22 protein-coding genes are annotated in these 16,534 nt (G+C 66.1%); 15 read left to right on the top strand and 7 right to left on the bottom strand.

Going from position 1 to position 16,534, the window contains the following annotated elements; translation table 11 throughout:
* Positions 1–15: 15 nt before the first annotated feature.
* The 6 genes from CRO12_RS15060 (at position 16) to arsH (ending at position 3,674) form a co-directional block, all read left to right on the top strand.
* Positions 16–366 (top strand): DUF3147 family protein, encoded by a 351-nt coding sequence (locus tag CRO12_RS15060; protein WP_018251254.1) that lies wholly within the window; start codon positions 16–18, stop codon positions 364–366.
* 78 nt (positions 367–444) lie between these two features.
* Complete coding sequence (locus tag CRO12_RS15055) at positions 445–777, top strand: ArsR/SmtB family transcription factor (RefSeq protein ID WP_018251255.1); 333 nt, start codon at positions 445–447, stop codon at positions 775–777.
* 11 nt (positions 778–788) lie between these two features.
* On the top strand, positions 789–1,217 hold the full coding sequence (arsC, locus tag CRO12_RS15050; RefSeq protein WP_018251256.1) for an arsenate reductase (glutaredoxin): 429 nt from the start codon (positions 789–791) through the stop codon (positions 1,215–1,217).
* A complete protein-coding gene (locus tag CRO12_RS15045) occupies positions 1,217–2,503 on the top strand; it encodes an arsenic transporter (RefSeq protein ID WP_043061442.1) in 1,287 nt (428 codons plus the stop codon). Before arsC ends, CRO12_RS15045 begins: the two co-directional genes overlap by 1 nt.
* The gene (arsN2, locus tag CRO12_RS15040; protein ID WP_018251258.1) at positions 2,503–2,934 is read left to right on the top strand and encodes an arsenic resistance N-acetyltransferase ArsN2; all 432 of its coding nucleotides are present in this window, start codon (positions 2,503–2,505) and stop codon (positions 2,932–2,934) included. Before CRO12_RS15045 ends, arsN2 begins: the two co-directional genes overlap by 1 nt.
* The gene (arsH, locus tag CRO12_RS15035) at positions 2,934–3,674 is read left to right on the top strand and encodes an arsenical resistance protein ArsH (protein WP_018251259.1); all 741 of its coding nucleotides are present in this window, start codon (positions 2,934–2,936) and stop codon (positions 3,672–3,674) included. Before arsN2 ends, arsH begins: the two co-directional genes overlap by 1 nt.
* A gap of 210 nt (positions 3,675–3,884) precedes the next feature.
* On the opposite strand, the gene CRO12_RS15030 is transcribed toward arsH, so the two are convergent.
* Together CRO12_RS15030 and CRO12_RS15025 are read right to left on the bottom strand one after the other, a co-directional pair.
* Entirely contained in the window at positions 3,885–5,114 is a 1,230-nt protein-coding gene (locus CRO12_RS15030; protein WP_097064853.1) for a tyrosine-type recombinase/integrase, read from the bottom strand.
* A gap of 223 nt (positions 5,115–5,337) precedes the next feature.
* On the bottom strand, positions 5,338–6,234 hold the full coding sequence (locus CRO12_RS15025; protein WP_097064852.1) for an AraC family transcriptional regulator: 897 nt from the start codon (positions 6,232–6,234) through the stop codon (positions 5,338–5,340).
* A gap of 158 nt (positions 6,235–6,392) precedes the next feature.
* Here CRO12_RS15025 and CRO12_RS15020 point away from each other — a divergent pair, with 158 nt between their 5' ends.
* Positions 6,393–7,118 carry an SDR family oxidoreductase gene (locus CRO12_RS15020; protein ID WP_097064851.1) on the top strand — a complete coding sequence of 242 codons (726 nt, stop codon included), beginning with the start codon at positions 6,393–6,395 and terminating at the stop codon, positions 7,116–7,118.
* A 15-nt stretch (positions 7,119–7,133) separates the two neighbouring features.
* On the opposite strand, the gene CRO12_RS15015 is transcribed toward CRO12_RS15020, so the two are convergent.
* From CRO12_RS15015 to CRO12_RS15000, 4 genes are all read right to left on the bottom strand, one after another.
* Complete coding sequence (locus CRO12_RS15015; protein WP_097064850.1) at positions 7,134–7,835, bottom strand: phosphocholine cytidylyltransferase family protein; 702 nt, start codon at positions 7,833–7,835, stop codon at positions 7,134–7,136.
* A gap of 4 nt (positions 7,836–7,839) precedes the next feature.
* Positions 7,840–8,931 (bottom strand): inositol-3-phosphate synthase, encoded by a 1,092-nt coding sequence (locus CRO12_RS15010; protein WP_097064849.1) that lies wholly within the window; start codon positions 8,929–8,931, stop codon positions 7,840–7,842.
* 76 nt (positions 8,932–9,007) lie between these two features.
* Positions 9,008–9,829, bottom strand: a complete 822-nt coding sequence (locus CRO12_RS15005) for a CDP-alcohol phosphatidyltransferase family protein (RefSeq protein ID WP_097064848.1) — start codon at positions 9,827–9,829, stop codon at positions 9,008–9,010.
* Between the two features lie 39 nt (positions 9,830–9,868).
* Positions 9,869–10,402 carry a GNAT family N-acetyltransferase gene (locus CRO12_RS15000; protein WP_097064847.1) on the bottom strand — a complete coding sequence of 178 codons (534 nt, stop codon included), beginning with the start codon at positions 10,400–10,402 and terminating at the stop codon, positions 9,869–9,871.
* A gap of 102 nt (positions 10,403–10,504) precedes the next feature.
* On the opposite strand from CRO12_RS15000, the gene CRO12_RS14995 reads away from it, so the two are divergent.
* Complete coding sequence (locus tag CRO12_RS14995; RefSeq protein ID WP_097064846.1) at positions 10,505–10,876, top strand: dihydroneopterin aldolase; 372 nt, start codon at positions 10,505–10,507, stop codon at positions 10,874–10,876.
* A 2-nt stretch (positions 10,877–10,878) separates the two neighbouring features.
* A complete protein-coding gene (locus CRO12_RS14990; RefSeq protein ID WP_097064845.1) occupies positions 10,879–11,628 on the top strand; it encodes an SDR family oxidoreductase in 750 nt (249 codons plus the stop codon).
* 1 nt (position 11,629) lies between these two features.
* Here the strand turns inward: CRO12_RS14990 and CRO12_RS14985 are convergent, their stop codons facing one another.
* Positions 11,630–12,469 (bottom strand): hypothetical protein, encoded by an 840-nt coding sequence (locus tag CRO12_RS14985; RefSeq protein WP_245858544.1) that lies wholly within the window; start codon positions 12,467–12,469, stop codon positions 11,630–11,632.
* 237 nt (positions 12,470–12,706) lie between these two features.
* On the opposite strand from CRO12_RS14985, the gene CRO12_RS14980 reads away from it, so the two are divergent.
* The 6 genes from CRO12_RS14980 to CRO12_RS14955 all read left to right on the top strand — a co-directional run bounded on the left by CRO12_RS14980 (position 12,707) and on the right by CRO12_RS14955 (position 16,372).
* Positions 12,707–13,387, top strand: coding sequence for an energy transducer TonB (locus CRO12_RS14980; RefSeq protein WP_097064844.1), 681 nt, complete (start codon positions 12,707–12,709; stop codon positions 13,385–13,387).
* A gap of 56 nt (positions 13,388–13,443) precedes the next feature.
* Positions 13,444–14,253 (top strand): MotA/TolQ/ExbB proton channel family protein, encoded by an 810-nt coding sequence (locus tag CRO12_RS14975; protein ID WP_097064843.1) that lies wholly within the window; start codon positions 13,444–13,446, stop codon positions 14,251–14,253.
* A gap of 80 nt (positions 14,254–14,333) precedes the next feature.
* Positions 14,334–14,807 carry an ExbD/TolR family protein gene (locus tag CRO12_RS14970; protein WP_097064842.1) on the top strand — a complete coding sequence of 158 codons (474 nt, stop codon included), beginning with the start codon at positions 14,334–14,336 and terminating at the stop codon, positions 14,805–14,807.
* Positions 14,808–14,831: 24 nt separating this feature from the next.
* Complete coding sequence (locus CRO12_RS14965) at positions 14,832–15,260, top strand: ExbD/TolR family protein (protein ID WP_097064841.1); 429 nt, start codon at positions 14,832–14,834, stop codon at positions 15,258–15,260.
* 400 nt (positions 15,261–15,660) lie between these two features.
* Positions 15,661–16,026 (top strand): hypothetical protein, encoded by a 366-nt coding sequence (locus tag CRO12_RS14960; protein WP_097064840.1) that lies wholly within the window; start codon positions 15,661–15,663, stop codon positions 16,024–16,026.
* Between the two features lie 76 nt (positions 16,027–16,102).
* A complete protein-coding gene (locus CRO12_RS14955; protein ID WP_097064839.1) occupies positions 16,103–16,372 on the top strand; it encodes a YdeI/OmpD-associated family protein in 270 nt (89 codons plus the stop codon).
* Positions 16,373–16,534 lie beyond the last annotated feature (162 nt).

The following is a 16,534-nucleotide window of genomic DNA, read 5'->3' as shown; positions in this document are numbered from 1 at the left end:
AAAGTCACAACCGGTATGCTCTATGTCGTCATCAAGGCAATGATCTCCGGTGCGATTATCGCGGCGGTTTCGGAGATCGCCAAGCGCAGTCCCGGCGTCGGCGCACTTGTCGCATCGTTGCCGTTAGTCTCTGTGCTGGGAATGATCTGGCTGTGGCGCGACACCCAAGATCGGGTGCTGATGGCGTCTCACGCCGGGGCGACTTTCTGGTTCGTGCTGCCATCGTTACCGATGTTCCTGCTGATCCCCGCGTTGCTCGGGCGCAACGTACCATTCTGGCTAGCGCTGGGCGCGGGGTGCCTCCTTACCATCCTGCTCTATCTCGGCCTGGTATGCCTTGGTCCACGCCTCGGCCTGCGGTTATAGGCCATCAGCGCAGGTCTCCCGCAATGTTGAGAGGCAACGCACACTAGACCAACGCCATATATCCGCTATGCTGGATATATGGAAAACGACTCGGCTATCACTGCGCTGGGCGCACTCGCACAGGGCACCCGCCTCGACGTGTTCCGCCTGCTGGTGCGGCACGAACCGGACGGCATGGCCGCAGGCGATATCGCCCGCCAGCTCGACGTGCCGCAGAACACCATGTCGGCGCATCTCGGAATCCTCGCCCGTGCGGGTCTGGTCCGCTCCGAACGGCATAGCCGCTCGATCATCTACCGTGCCGATCTGGACGGCCTGCGCGCGCTGACGCTGTTCCTCGTCAAGGATTGCTGCGCCGGCAATGCGGAGCTGTGCGCGCCGCTCGTCGCCGAACTCGCCCCCTGCTGCTGAAAGGACATCCCGTGGCCGTCGATATCGTCATCTATCACAACCCCGAGTGCGGCACGTCGCGCAACACGCTGGCGATGATCCGCAATGCCGGCATCGAGCCGCATGTGGTCGAATATCTGAAAACCCCACCCGCACGCGCGCTGCTAGTCGAGTTGATCGACCGCGCCGGCATGAGGCCGCGTGAGCTGCTGCGCGAGAAGGGGACGCCCTATGCCGATTTGGGCCTGGGCGACACGTCGCTGTCCGACGACGCGCTGGTGGATGCGATGATGGCGCATCCGATCCTCATCAACCGGCCGCTGGTTGTCTCGCCGCTCGGCGTGAAGCTCTGTCGGCCGTCCGATGCCGTGCTTGATCTGCTGCCAAGCGATCAGCTCGGCGCGTTCGCGAAGGAAGACGGGGAGAAGGTGGTCGATGCTTCGGGCCAGCGCGTCGCCTGATGCTCCTTGCCGTCCTGATCTTCGTCGCGACGATCGCGCTCGTCATCTGGCAACCCAAGGGACTCGGCATCGGGTGGAGCGCGATGGGCGGGGCCGTCGTGGCGCTGCTCGCGGGGGTGGTCACGCTGTCCGACGTGCCGGTGGTGTGGGGCATCGTCTGGAATGCGACCGCTGCGTTCGTCGCGATCATCGTCATCAGCCTGCTGCTCGATGAAGCCGGGTTCTTCGAATGGGCCGCGCTCCACGTCGCCCGCTGGGGCCGGGGGCATGGTCGTCGGCTGTTCGTCCTGATCGTGCTGCTCGGCGCGGCGGTATCCGCGCTGTTCGCCAACGACGGCGCGGCGCTGATCCTGACGCCGATCGTCATCGCCATGCTGCGGGCGCTCGGCTTCAAGGACAAGGCGACGCTGGCGTTCGTCATGGCCGCCGGGTTCATCGCCGACACCGCCAGCCTGCCGCTGGTCGTGTCGAACCTCGTCAACATCGTGTCGGCCGATTTCTTCAAGATCGGGTTCGGCGAATACGCGGCCGTGATGGTACCGGTCGACCTCGTGTCGATCGCCGCGACGCTGGGCGCGCTGCTGCTGTTCTTCCGGCGCGACATACCGACCGACTATGACGTGGGAGCGCTGCGCGCGCCGCGCGACGCGATCCGCGATGCCGCGACCTTCCGCGCCGGATGGATCGTTCTCGCGCTGCTGCTCGCCGGCTTCTTCCTGCTCGAACCGCTCGGCGTGCCGGTCAGCGCCGTGGCCGCTGCCGGCGCGATCCTGCTGCTGGTGATCGCGGGGCGGGGCCAGGTGATCTCAACGGCCAAGGTGCTGCGCGGCGCACCCTGGCAGGTCGTGATCTTCTCGCTCGGCATGTATCTCGTCGTCTACGGCCTGCGGAACGCCGGCCTGACCGATCATCTGGCGGCGCTGCTCGATCGCACGGCGCAAGGGGGCGTGTGGGGCGCGGCGCTGGGTACGGGCGTGATCGCGGCCGTCCTGTCGTCGGTGATGAACAACATGCCGACCGTGCTGGTAGGCGCGCTCTCGATCGACGCCACCCACGCCACGGGCGCGATCAGGGAAGCGATGATCTACGCCAACGTGATCGGCTGCGATCTCGGCCCCAAGCTGACGCCGATCGGTTCGCTCGCGACGCTGCTGTGGCTCCACGTCCTTGGACAGAAGGGCGTGCGGATCGGATGGGGCTATTACTTCCGTGTTGGCGTCACGCTCACCGTGCCGGTGTTGCTCATCACGCTCGCGGCGCTCGCGATCCGGATCAGCCTCGCGTGATGGGACTGACCATCACGACACTCGAACCCGCCGAGCTGGCCGGGTTGGCATGGTTCCTCAACGCTGCGAGCCTACCGAGCGCCGACCTCGCCGACCCTGGCCGCCTGTTCTTCCGGTTCGAGGCCGATAGCCTCGTCGGCTATGGCGGCCTGGAGGGGGAAGGGGCTGACCGCCTGCTCCGCTCGATCGTCATCCTTGCCGATCGCCGCGGGCATGGCCTGGGGCGGGCGTTGGTCGCCACCCTCGAACGACAGGCGCGCGACTTCGGGGTGCGTCGCCTCCATCTGCTGACGACGACGGCCGCGCCATTCTTCCGGGCGCTTGGCTATGCCGACGCAGATCGCGGCGCTGCTCCCCCGGCCGTCGCCGCATCGCGCGAGTTTACCGCGCTATGCCCGGCGTCGGCCGCCTATCTCGTGAAAGCTCTCTGATGCCGCTCCGCACGCTTGCCGATCCCGATACCCTGCCGGCACTCGATCCCGCCTATGCCATCCAGCGGCCGGCGCTGGGGCTTGGCCCGCTCGATTCCGCGCCGCGTATCCTTCTGCTCTATGGTTCGCTGCGCGAACGGTCCTTCTCCCGGCTGTGTGTCGAGGAAGCGGCGCGCCTGCTCCGGTTCTTCGGCTGCGAGACGCGCATCTTCGATCCATCGGCCCTGCCGCTGCCCGACCAACATGCCGGCGACGACCATCCGGCCGTCCATGAGCTGCGCGAGCTGTCTCTATGGTCGGAGGGTCAGGTGTGGTGCAGCCCGGAACGTCACGGGCAGATCACCGGCATCATGAAATTGCAGATCGACCATCTGCCGCTGTCGATGGGCGGGATGCGCCCGACGCAGGGGCGGACGCTCGCGGTCATGCAGGTGTCGGCCGGATCGCAGTCGTTCAACAGCGTCAACACGCTGCGCGTGCTGGGTCGCTGGATGCGGATGGTGACGATCCCGAACCAGTCGAGCGTCGCCAAGGCGTTCAATGAGTTCGATGACGACGGACGGATGAAGCCATCGAGCTACTATGACCGGATCGTCGATGTGATGGAGGAGCTGGTGCGGTTCACGGTGCTGCTGCGCGCGCATACTGTGCAACTGGTCGATCGCTATTCAGAGCGAAAGGAAGCCGGGGTGCCGATCAATACTGCGATGGACCTGTCCAGCATCGCGATTGCGCCGTAGGTCTCACAACTGAACTGCCTAAAAGAATTGACTATTTCCGATGCTTGCGAAGTGATGAAGCTCTCGCCGCGCTGGCTCACTCGACCCAGCTCGAAGCCAAGCGAGGCCAATTAACAGCGTAAACCACGACCAGATTTTACATAATCAATGCTATCGATTTCGGTTGGTTGAGGACTGGCGGTCAGCAGCTTCAAGTACAGAGTCGCGAGGTTAAGTCGGCGTTAACCCGCCCACAATCCGCTCGAGCTCGCCAGTCCAGCCCTCCAGCGCCTCTCGTTTCTCCCGCTGGTAATCGTAGCGTTGGTAGACGCCGGCGATACCTGATCGAGAGCCGCTGATATGGTTTAGCACGGCTTCGGTAACGGGCATCGGTACTCCTAGGCGCTGCATGCCTGTTGCGACCGTGCGTCGCAGATCATGCAGGATGAAGTGATTCACCGCGTCTACCTTCATGATCTTGGCCATCTCCCGGAGGAGGCGCGGATGCCCTTTGCTGAAGCCGTTGACCGAAGCGTCGGGATTACCTGCGACGGGAAAGAGCTTGCTCGAGCCATCCATCACCGGAAGGTCTTCGATCAATGCCTTGGCGGCTTTGGTAAGCGGCACGATGTGAGCTTTGCCGTTCTTTGCTCGAGCGGCTGGGATGACCCAGGTGTCGCCGTCAAACTCGGAACGAGCTGCGTCGAACACCTCTCCGCGACGTTGACCGGTTAAGAGGAGCAGCTTGAAGCCAGGTCCGAACGGCCATCCCATAGCGTCGCACGCCTGCCAGAAAACCCGGATTTCTGCATCTGAGAGGAAGCGGTCCCGAGCCTTTGGCAGGGCAGGGCGACCCGCATCGCGACAGGGGTTGGCTGGTAGCTTTTCCAGCTTCGGCATGGCCCAGGTGAAGAATGAGCTCAGCTGTTGGTGCACTCCCAACCCCGCTCTTGGCGTCGGGTTGTTCGCGTCTCGGTAGGTGACGTCTTCGACCAGCGCGGTCACCTCCGAGCGGGTGATCGTGTCGGCAAGCCGATCGCCAAAACGTGGGAGGATGAACTTCTTTCCGATGCGTTCAATCTCAGAGGCGCTCTTCTTTTTACCCCGTACAGCACGCTCGAGGTATTGCCCCCAGAGTACGGAGAAGGTGAGGCGTCCGACAGCGCCACCGGCGCTACTGGTCGGCTGGGGCAAACCCTTTCCGGATTCAAGATCGATCAGCAACGATCGAGCCTTCTTGCGGGCGTCGGCCAGCGTGAACGCATCCGAGAAGCGGCCTAAGGTAACGTTCCGAACAGAGCCTCCAACGCGCTTGCGCAGGATGAAGGTTTTGCCTCCGGACGCGCCGACCCGGACACGAAGTCCGCCAACGAGTTGATCGAGCAGTTCCACTTGGCCGGTAGAGGGCGGGGAAAGGCCGCGGATCTTGGCATCCGTGAGACCTACAGCTTTGCTGGGCATAGCTATGATCCTGGTTCGTTCCGGCCACCATGCCGTTACCTTAGGTAACAAATGGGTGCTGATACCCTAGAACATACAGGGAACGCACGGAACGTTCAAGTTGTTGTATTCGCACCAGAAAGAGACGTTCTGGGACGTCGCTGGAAGGCGCCTTATCGCGCTACGAATCTGAGGGTCGGACGTTCGAATCGTTCCGGGCGCGCCACTTTCCCAACGGTAATCATCACAGCGGCGTCGTTATGCCGCCGCTCTCCTGCAGTCGCGCGATGTCGCGGCGGGGTGGGGCGCCGAATAGGCGCGCGTACTCGCGGGTGAACTGCGATGCGCTGTCGTAGCCGACACTGTAGCCGGCATGGCCGGCACTCGCCCCCTCCGCGAGCATCAGCCGCCGCGCTTCGTGCAGGCGGAGCTGCTTCTGGTACTCGAGCGGCGTCAGGCGGGTCACGGCCTTGAAGTGCTCGTGGAGCGATGAAGCGCTCATTCCGGCGGCCGCCGCGATGTCGTCGATCCGGAGCCGCCGGTCGTACCGCTCGCGGATCGTCGCCACGGCGCGGCTCACCTGATTGAGGCGGCTGTCGGCCACCGCCATGGCGCGGAGCGAAGCGCCGTGCGGCCCGGTCAGCAGGCGGTAGAGGATCTCTCGCTCGATCAGCGGCGCGAGCGCGGCGATGCTCTCCGGCCGGTCGAGCAGCCGCAGCAGGCGGCAGGCGGCGTCGGTCAGATCGTCGTCGCGCTGGCAGGCGGCCAGCGGCGGCAGGTCGATACTCGGCGCGCGCGATCTCTCAGCGAGAATCAGATCGGCCAGCACCGCCTGGTCGATGTCGATCTTGCAGCAGAGATAGGGCGCGTCCGCGCTCGCGACGGTGACATGCCCGACAAGCGGGAGATCGACGGACACCAGCAGGTAGTGCGCCGGATCATAGGTAAGCGTACGATCCCCGAGCGAGACATGCTTCGATCCCTGGGCGATCAGGCAAACCGACGCCTCATAGACCGCCGGGACCGGCGTGGTCGGCTCATCCGCGCGGAACAGCGACACGTGGGCGATCGCAGTCGCTTTCATCCCCGTTCGCGGTACATGCTTGGCGACGAGCGCGGCGAGGTGGTCGATGCTGAACATGGACGCTGCTGTGCCTCGGCGGACGAGCAGCAGGCAAGCGCCAGTCATCCAGCTGTGGAGGATCGTGCAAGATATTCGGGCAATCGCTCTTACGCTCCGGCGGCGTCAGCGCCCATCTACGACGCAGCCCAGCGAGGCTTGAACACAGGAGCAATCGAATGACGGACTCTCTCAACAAGACGGTGCTGATCAGCGGTGCGTCGAGCGGGATCGGGGAGGCGACGGTACGCGAGCTCGCCAAGGCCGGCGCACGGCTGTTCATTGGCGCGCGCCGGACCGATCGGCTGGAGGCACTGGCGACCGAACTCGGCGGCGAGGTCGCGTGGCAGGCGCTCGACGTGACGGATGCAGCGAGCTTCACGGCGTTCGCCGCTGCTGCGGAGGCGCGGTTCGGTCGCATCGACGCGCTGGTCAACAACGCTGGGATCATGCCGCTGTCACCGCTTGCCGCGCTGAAGCAGGACGAGTGGAACCGCATGATCGACGTCAACATCCGTGGTGTGCTGAACGGGATCGCGGCGGTTCTGCCGCGATTCGTCGCGCAGGGCGGTGGTCACGTAGTCAACGTCGCGTCGATCGGCGCGCATCTGGTGGTGCCGAGTGGCGCCGTCTACTGCGCGACCAAATATGCGGTGTGGGCGATCACGGAAGGTCTGCGCCAGGAGCATGACGAGGTTCGTGCGACGATCATCTCGCCGGGCGTGGTCGCGACCGAGCTCGGCAACGACATCACCGATCCGGCGATTGCCTCTGCGCTGAAGGATTGGCGGCAGAAGTCGCTCACGCCCGATGCGATCGCCCGCGCGATCCGCTTCGCGCTGGGGCAGCCCGACGGCGTCGACGTGAACGAGATCATCGTGCGGCCAACCGCCGCCAACATGTGAGTGGAGCGCGGCCGCTCAGGCCGCGGCGAGCCAGGCCTCCGCTTGCGCAAGCGAGCGGGGGTCGTCGACGTCGATCCAGGCGATGTCGCTGCAGTTCACTGTATGGGCGCAGCCCTGCACCGCCAGTGCGGTCACTGCATCGGAGATCGACGGCGCGTGAAGGGTGCCTAGCACGTCGAAGAAGGGCCGATCGACCGCGAAGACCCCGGTGTCGAAGCAGTCATACGCCGCAAGGCCCTTGCCGATCGCGACGATTGCGCCGTCCCGTGTCGCGACCCGGGTCACGTCGTCGGGATCGATCCAGGCGTGATCGAGCCGCCGGTCGATCCCGAGCGTCAGGCCGGCACCGGCACCCGCCTGTGCGACCCGCGCGTAGAGGGCCGGATCGACCAGGTGGTCGCACATCGCAAGCAGCGCAGGCCCGTCAAGCAGGGGCGCGGCGGCTAACGCCGACACGCCGTTTGGCAGACTCCAGTCCGACAGCCGCACCGTCTCGATCGCGAGTGGGCGCGGGCGGGCCGCGAGGTGGAGCTCGACCCGCCCGGCTTCGTGGCCGAGCACGACGATCACTCTGGTCATGCCCGCCTGGTGGAGCCGTTGCAGCGCGTGATCGAGGAGCGAAGCGCCCGCGACTGGGCAGAGCGGCTTGGACGGCGCGATGCTGCTCAGCCGGCTACCATAGCCGGCGGCGAGCAGGATCGCGCTCGTGATCGGCATTTCGTCAGGCCGCCTGGATGAAGTCCTCGACCGCTGCCTGTGCCTGATCGTCGGTCATCTGGATCGGCGGGTGCTTGCAGAAATAGGCGGACGCCGGATGAACTGGACCGGAGAGCCCGCGATCCACCGCGATCTTGGCGCAACGGATCATGTCGATCGCGACGCCGGCTGAGTTGGGCGAATCCTCGACCGATAGGCGCAGTTCCAGGTTCATCGGCACGCCGCCGAACATGCGACCTTCCATGCGAAGGAAGCAGATCTTGTTATCGTTCTGCCACGGCACATAGTCGCTGGGACCGATGTGGATGTTCTCATCGTCCAGCCGGTGCTCGGCGACGGACTGGACCGCCTCGGTCTTGGAGATCTTCTTGGACTTGAGCCGCTTGCGGTTCGACATGTTGAGGAAGTCGGTGTTGCCGCCGGTGTTCAGCTGATAGGTTCGGTCGAGCGCCACCCCCCGCTTCGCGAACAGGTCGGTCAGCACGCGGTGCACGATGGTCGCGCCGAGCTGCGCCTTGATGTCGTCTCCGACGATCGGCACGCCCGCGTCGGTAAAGCGCTGCGCCCAGGCCGGGTCACTCGCGATGAAGACCGGAATGTTGTTGACGAAGGCGACGCCGGCTTCCAGCGCGCACTCGGCGTAGAACTCGGTCGCCTCCTGGCTGCCGACCGGCAGGTAGTTCATCAGCACGTCGACCTTCGCCGCCCGCAGGGTCTCGACCACGCTCTCCTTGGTCGCCTCCGCGACGTCGGCGACGACAAAGGTCCGGTGCTCGTCATGCTCGGCCATGTGCTCGGCGACACCATCGAGCACGCGGCCCATGGCCACGGTGGTCCCGGTGTCGGGCACGTCGGCGCAGAAGATCGCGGTGCAGTTCGGCTTGGCGAAGATCGCGCGGGCAACATCCTCGCCCACCTTGCGCGCGTCGATGTCCCAGGCGGCGACCACGTTGATGTCCGCGGGCGTGTAGCCCCCCATCTCCCAGTGCATCAGGCCGATCCGGTCGTTTGCGCCCTGACGATAGTGCGCCAGACCCTGCACGAGCGAACTGGCACAATTGCCAATGCCGACGACGGCGACGTTGATGCTGGTCATGTAGTGGCGCGATCCTGATCGAAGCGCCCTCATGAACGGGCGCGGCTTAGATGATGGTGGCGCAACCTAGTAGCTTCTAGGCGCGATGCAATCGCACTGTCATCGCTTCGACGCGACGGTGCCACGAAAGTGTAAGAATAAGGATGAGCGTCATCGGCACGAGCTCGATCCACCAGAACAGCCGCGGATTGCCGAGCACGCAAGCAAGCCAGAGCGCCAGCAGTCGCATGTTGGCGCTCAGCAGCGCCATGGCGCGTATGACGGGCGCCGCGCGCGAGCCATAGTCCTGGCCGACCCGCGCCGGGTTGCGCGACGCGGCAAGCAGCTTTTCGAACGCGGCAGCGCGTCGGTCGAGCGCGGTGGATACCCAGTTATGGAGCGAGACCAGCGGGTTGCTGCTGGGTGGGTAGGGAACGAAGCCGCGGCCCGCGACCCGCCGGTGGAAGCGGGCGCGCTCCCCCTCGAACACTGCCGATTGGACCGCGTGCGCGATGCCCGCCGCCACCGCCAGCAGCCACGCCTCCACCGTGCCGAGCGAGGCGGCGAGCGCCACGTAGAGCAGCGCAAAGACGCCGTGGTCGACCATGCCGTCAAGGGCGCGCCCAAGCGCGCTGGCGGTACGAGTCGCGCGGGCGACCATGCCGTCGAGCCCGTCAGCGATCAGCCACGCCGCTCCTGCCGCCAGGCCCAGCGTAGCGGCGCCAGGCAGCCGCCATCGATAGAACAGCCATGCCGCCGCGGCGCCGAGAACCAGGCCGCACGCCGACACGGCGTTCGCCGACACCCGCCAGCGTAGCGCCAGCGGCAGCAGCGCGTGGGCGGCGGGATGGATCAGATAGAGGTTGGTCGGATCCTCGATCCGCCGGTCGCGCGACGTGTCGCGGGGAGCGCTGGTCATGACCGGCTCCAACCTAGGCCGCTTCGCCACCGGAACAAGCTACCGCGCGAGCGCGGGAAGGCGGGCCTGCACCATGCCCGGACCGGCCGGAACCGCGGTGCCGCGCGCGAGCAGGCGGTGTGGCTCGAACGGTCCGGGGAGGCGCCAGGCGCCCGTTCGCTCGGCCGAGAAGCCGAAGAAGCGTCCGTAATAATCGGGGTCGCCGATCAGCATCAGCGCATCCGCCCCGGCGACGTCCGCAGCCCCGATCGCCACGAGTGCGGCCGCCACCAGCCGGCGGCCAAGGCCTGCGCGCTGCGCCGACGGGTGCACCGCGACTGGCCCGACCAGGATCATTGCCGTCACCCCGCCGTCGTCGCCCGCGAAGCTGACCGGCCAGCACTGGATCGAACCGATCAGCGCGCCGCGGTTGTCGATCGCCGCGAAGCTCGCTTCGTTGATCGGCCGGGTGCCGGCGCGCAGCCGATAGGCGGTGCGCGCCCGACGATCGGGACCGAACGCGGCATCGAGCAGCGACTCGACGTCCTCGGCGGATGCTTGAGCGAGGGGGAGCAGGGTGGCGTCGGTGGACATCGGCGGACGCGCTGTAGGCGGTGGCGCGCGCCGCGCAAGGCTTTCGCTCCGGCGGTGATCTGCTAACCGGGCACCAATCCCTTCAACAATGCCGAGACGCTCTTGGACGACACGCTGACGCTGCAGGTATACGACCTTGAGACCATGGTGCTGACGGGGGTGTATTCGGAAGAGACGCACCTGCCGCAGCCGCTGCGCATCTCGCTCGACGTCGAGCTCGACTGCCCGGACCGGTTCGATCCCGAGACCCCGCTTGATGCCTCCAAGAGCTACCTCGACCTGCGCCATGCCGCGACCGCCGGGATCCCGACAGGCGTGCACTTCACGCTGATCGAGGCGGTTGCCGATCACATCGCGGAGACGCTGTTCCTCCAGGATTCCCGGGTCCGGCGCGTCCAGGTGCGCATCGTCAAGCTCGCGATCGCCGAAGCCGGCGAGGCGATCGGCATGACGCTGGTCCGGCACCGGCGCTGACGATGCCGCCGCTCGCGCTCGTCACGGGGAGCTGCCGCCGGCTCGGGGCGCACATCGCCGCGCGGCTGGCGACGGCAGGCTACGGCATCGCGCTTCATTCGGGGCACGAGGCAGTGCTCGAGCGCTGGCTCGCCGATCGGCTGGTGGGCGTACCGCACCAGCTGTTCATCGCCGACCTCGCGGAGGAGTCGGCCGTCACGGACCTGCCCGCGCGAGTGACCGCGCATTTCGGCCAGCCGATCACGCTACTGGTCAACAACGCGTCGCGCTTCGCTGCGCTCGACGCTGACGGCGCTGCTTTCGCCGAGGTGATGGCCCATGTCGGCGTCAACCTTGCCGCACCCTATGCGCTGGCATTGGCGGTGGCGCAGGGGGCGGGGGCGGGCGGCGCCGCGGTGGTCAACATCCTCGACCAGCGGATCCTCAACCCCCCGATCGATCAGCAAGCCTATACGCTCTCCAAGCAGGCACTAGGCGAGGCGACCCGCACGCTCGCCCGGGCGCTTGCGCCGCACGTCCGCGTCAATGCGGTCGCGCCCGGGTTGGTCATTCCGACCGACGATTATGCGCCCGAGCAGATGGAAGGCCTGTTTGCGATGATGCCGCTCGCGCGGCTGGCGACTCCGGACGAGGTCGCCGACGCGGTCGCCTGGCTTGCCGCCGCGGGTGCGGTCACCGGTCAGACGATCTTCGTCGACGGCGGTGCGCATCTGGAGAGCTTCCGCCGCGACTTCGTTCACCTGGCGCGCTGACCTAGCGACCGCAGGGTCCGAGCTGCGCCAGAACGAAGCGATAGTCCTCGCGCGCGACCTCGGCGTCGCGCGGCTCGAGCGCGGCGAGCGACCGATCCGGCAGCGCCGGCGGCAGTCCACAGGCGAGCCGATACCACAACAGCGTGTCGCGGGGCGGCGGGGCCGCGGCCTCGTCGACGATCTCGCTGAGCGCGACCGCCCAGCGCGGCTGCTCGCCCGGACGCCGCAGGACGGAGATCGAGACCGGGCGTGCGTCAGGTGTGGTCAGGAACACCTGGGTTTCGCCTTCGCCAGGCAGCGTGCCGGGCACGTGGAAGGCGTTGCCGACGCCGGTGATCGCGGGCGGCGCGTCCGCTGCCACCAACTCCTGCGCGATCCGGCGCACCAACGTGTCGAGACCGGGCGTCCACGGCTGCTGCGCATCGGGGGTCACGAGCTGGATCTCGCCCGGGCGCGCGGCGACAGGGCGCGCGAATAGGATCACGCGCTGCTTGCGCAGCCGCGGCACCCGCCCGCGGGAATCGAGCGGCACGTCGACCAGGTAGCTGACCCGCGCGGGAAAGCCCGCGGCACCGCGAATCAGCGCGGTGACATCGGCCACGACGTAGAAGCGCGCCTGGCCCGCAGCGAGCCCCGGCGTCTCCGCGGGCTTCAGCCGGCTTGCCGATCGCACGGTCGCATCGACGACGGCGGGGGCGGCGAGCATGCGGTCGGCGACAGTCGCGTAAGGCAATCCCGGCTGCCCCGATTCGGCCACGATCTGCGCGGTTTGTGACGCAATCGGGGCAGCAGGAGCGACCAGCATAGCGGCGGAAATAAAGGTGAACATAGGCTTGGACATGTCCCACGGCGATACGGCGAAAGGTCGGGGTGTTACAGAAATAAAATTGGTGGGAGGCGTTTGCACGTTTGTTGCGTCCGACAAAGCGTTTGCGTCACTGGAACGGCGTGATAGAGACACAGCGCCCTGCCGTGGTGAACACCGCACCAAGGCAGAAGGTGGGCAGCGATGCAGGTGACCGGAAAGGTTCCGATCGGGTGTCCGCCTCAGTCAGTCATGAGGGAGTTGGGTTGCTGAATGGCCTACGCTGACAGGAGTACGGGTGGTAGCAGGGTGGTGGCGCTCGTCATCGTCGCGCTGATGTGCGCGGTCCTTGGCTATGCATTCGTCACCGGCCTCGCCTATCAATATGTGAAGAAGGCGCAGGAGAAACTGACAACCTTTGAGGTCGAGGAGCCGCCGCCTCCGCCGGAGGAGGTGCCACCGCCACCACCGCCACCGGACCAGCCGATGACGCCGCCGCCGGTGGTCACGCCGCCGCCGATCGTGCAGACTGCGCCGCCGCCGGTGGTGATCCAGTCGACGAACGTCATCCCACCGCCCTATCCGCCGTCGCCGCCGGCTCCGCCCGCGCCACCGGCTCCGCCCGCACCGCCTGCGCCCCCGGCGCCGGTGATCAACAAGGCCGCGGGTGCGAAGGGCAATCCAGCCGATTGGATCAGCACGGACGATTACCCGCCGTCGTCGATCCGCGCGGAGGAGGAAGGCACCACCGCGATCGCGTGGACGATCAGCACATCCGGTCGCGTGGAAAACTGCCGCGTTACGTCGTCGTCGGGTTCCGCGGCGCTCGACCGCGCGGCGTGCTCGGCGATTACCCGACGCGGCCGCTACTCGCCCGCACTCGATCAGGCCGGCAATCCGATCGCCTCGACCGCTTCGCGGCGCGTGGTGTGGAAGTTGCCAACCGACCGGTAAGCCCGTTGTATCTGCCCCTTGATCAAGCAGTCAGTCAGTTAAGAGGATAAACCAGCATGTTGACCACCATTCTCGCTGCGGGCGCTGCGCCGGCCGCCGAAAACCCGTACGGCCTCTGGGAAGCACTCGAGCAGGGCGGTGTTATCGCCTGGTCGGTGTTCATCATCCTGGTGGTGTTCCTGTTCTTCTCGCTCTTCATCATGTTCGTGAAGCTGTTCGAGCAGCAGAAGATCATCAACCAGACCAAGCGCGTTCGCGCCGGCTTCTGGCAGTCGAACAACCTGCGTGAGGGCGCGGCCAAGCTCGAGAAGAACTCGGCCTATCGCCAGATCGTCGACGACGGTCTGGCCGCACAGGAGCAGCACAAGCTGCTGACCGACCCGGTCGAGGCGCACGACTGGCTGCACGGCTCGCTCGCCCGCTCGGAGGCGGCGATCAACTCGCAGCTCGGAAGCGGCCTCGCCTTCCTGGCGACGGTTGGCGCGACCGCGCCGTTCATCGGGCTGTTCGGCACCGTGATCGGCATCTACCGCGCACTGATCAAGATCGGCGCGGCCGGTCAGGCATCGATCGACGCGGTCGCCGGCCCGGTCGGTGAGGCGCTCATCATGACCGCGCTCGGCCTCGTCGTCGCGGTGCCGGCGGTGCTCGCCTACAACTGGCTGCAGCGCCGCAACAAGGCGATCGCGGAGGACCTGTCGGCCTTCTCGAACGACGTGCTCGGCTTCCTCGCCTCCGAGGGCAAGGTTCGCCCGGTCGTCGCGGGCAAGGGTGCGGCGGCCACCACCGCCAAGCCGGCTGCGCCGAAGCCGGCTGCACCGACGACGACCGCCGGCACGACCGGTGGCGTTCAGACCCGCGCGTAAGACGATCCGGATGGCGGGTGGACGCGGCGATCGTGCTATGTCCACCCGATATCCCAGTGCAAGAATAGGATGATTTCGCTATGGCGATGAGCGTTGGCGACTCCAGTGCCGACACCCCGATGTCGGACATCAACACGACGCCGCTCGTCGACGTCATGCTGGTGCTCCTGATCATCTTCCTGATCGCGGTTCCCGTCGTTATTCAGTCGGTGCCGCTCGAACTTCCCAAAGTTCGCTACGAGGTCACGACGACCAAGCCGGAGAACGTTTTGCTCTCCGTCACCGGTAACGGCCAGAACTGCCAGGTCGCCTGGGGAACGTCGCCGGTGACGTCGCAGGAACTGCTCGATCGCGGCACGGCCAAGCTAAAGGGCGTGGTCGACCGGCTCGGCGCTAACATCACGCCGGACGACATTCCCGAGGTCCACATCCGCGGCGACGTCAGCACCCCCTATCGCTGCATCGGCGGCACGGTGTTCACGATGCAGCAAGCCGGCTTCATCAAGGTCGGTTTCATTTCGGAGCCCCCGCCCGGCGGCGCCGGCGCGGAGTAACTACGGCTCAAAGGAGTAACTGTCATGGCAATGAGCGGCGGCAAGGAAGACGGCGAGCCGATGATGGACATGAACACGACGCCGTTGATCGACGTCATGCTCGTGCTCCTCATCATGTTCATCATCACGATCCCGATCCAGACGCACGCGGTAAAGGTCGACTTGCCGCAGAACTCGAACAGCAACCCGCAGAATCCGATCGAGCCAGACAAGAACAAGGTCTCGATCGATCAACAGGGCCAGATCTTCTGGAACGGCTCGCCGGTGACCGACGTGACCCTGCGCCAGTATCTCGACCGTACGGTTGTGATGAACCCGGAGCCGGAGCTGCACTTTCAGCCCGATCCGCAGGCGCGCTACGAAGTAGTCGACAACGTTCTCGCGGTGATCAAGCGGGCGAACGTGACCAAGCTCGGCTTTGTCGGCAACGAGCAGTATCGCCAGGCTTTCTGATCAAACGATCAGGCAAGGCGTTTGGAAGGGGCGGCTTCGGCCGCCCCTTTTTTTTGTCCAACGTGTCGGTGAACACCCGGCGGTTCTGCTTCGGTAGTCTGAGACCGGCGAGCGTGGCCACGCAAGCTCCCGAGCCAATATCGACATAGCGGAGCCAGTCGCGCTCATGCCGCGCAGAGCCAGCTTACGCGTACTGTACTCGGCAGCTTATCCGCGATCGCTGGTGCCGTGGTCAGACGTGATCGCCGATCAACGCACGACCGCTGGGCACGTCTTTCGGCCGAATCGTCATGCCTCCTTTTGGGCGGTCAGTTACACCCAGCGAGGGGCAGAAGCCGCTTGCGTCGCTGAAACAAAAGTGACACCTTTACGTCATCAAAACGTAACAAAGGAGAGTGTCATGCAATTCCGCATCCCTGTTGTCCTCTGCGCCGTCGCCGCCGTGATCACCGGTCCGGCAGCCGCTGCGCAGAGTGAACCCGTTGCCCGCGCGCGCACCGCGCTGCTGTCAGGCGATTACGACGCGGCGGAGCGGCTGCTGCTTGCCGAGCAGCGGATTCGGTCCGATCGCCCGGAGGTGCTCCTGAACCTGGCGGCGCTCTACGCGACGAGCGGTCGTGCCGGTGACGCGGTCACCCTCTACCGCCGGGTGTTGACCCAACCCGATCTCGTCATGGATCTGAGCCGCGGCCGAACGGCGAGCGCCCATGCCATCGCCCGACGCGGCCTGGACCGGCTGAGCGGCGTGCAGACTGCCGCCCGCTAGTATCAAACTGCCGGCGAGCAACGCTCGCCGGCCAACCTGCACTGGCGTTCTCGCCCTCCGCTGCTACGCTTCGCTCATGGTCGACCCTACATCATCGTTGGCCTTGGCGCCGCCCGGTGGCATCGTCCATGATCTACCCGACGACTTCGCCGCTCAGCTCGGGCGTGAGCCCGCCGCACTCTCAACCTGGCGCGACATAAGCCCGATCGCGCGCAACGAGTGGATCTGCTGGGTGACCTACGCAAAAAAGGCGGAGACCAGAGCCAAGCGCATCAACTGGGGTGTCGAAAGCTTGCGCGACGGAAAACGGCGGCCATGCTGCTGGCCGGGCTGTCCGCATCGGTGACGCTGTCAGGCACCATCCGTTACCGGGGTACTCAGCGGCGAAGTATCTGATCGCCTTCAATGCCTGTGCGACGCAGGTGCCCGCTGCCGAGATGACAGCGGTCTGTCGCGATCTCCGCGCGGTGATCGAGGAGCCAAGCGGTGCGGCGCCTATGTGTACGGT

It is taken from the genome of Sphingomonas guangdongensis (assembly GCF_900199185.1).
Lineage (GTDB): Bacteria > Pseudomonadota > Alphaproteobacteria > Sphingomonadales > Sphingomonadaceae > Sphingomonas > Sphingomonas guangdongensis.
Note: the sequence above shows the minus strand (reverse complement) of the source record. Positions and strands in the feature narration are given on the sequence as shown.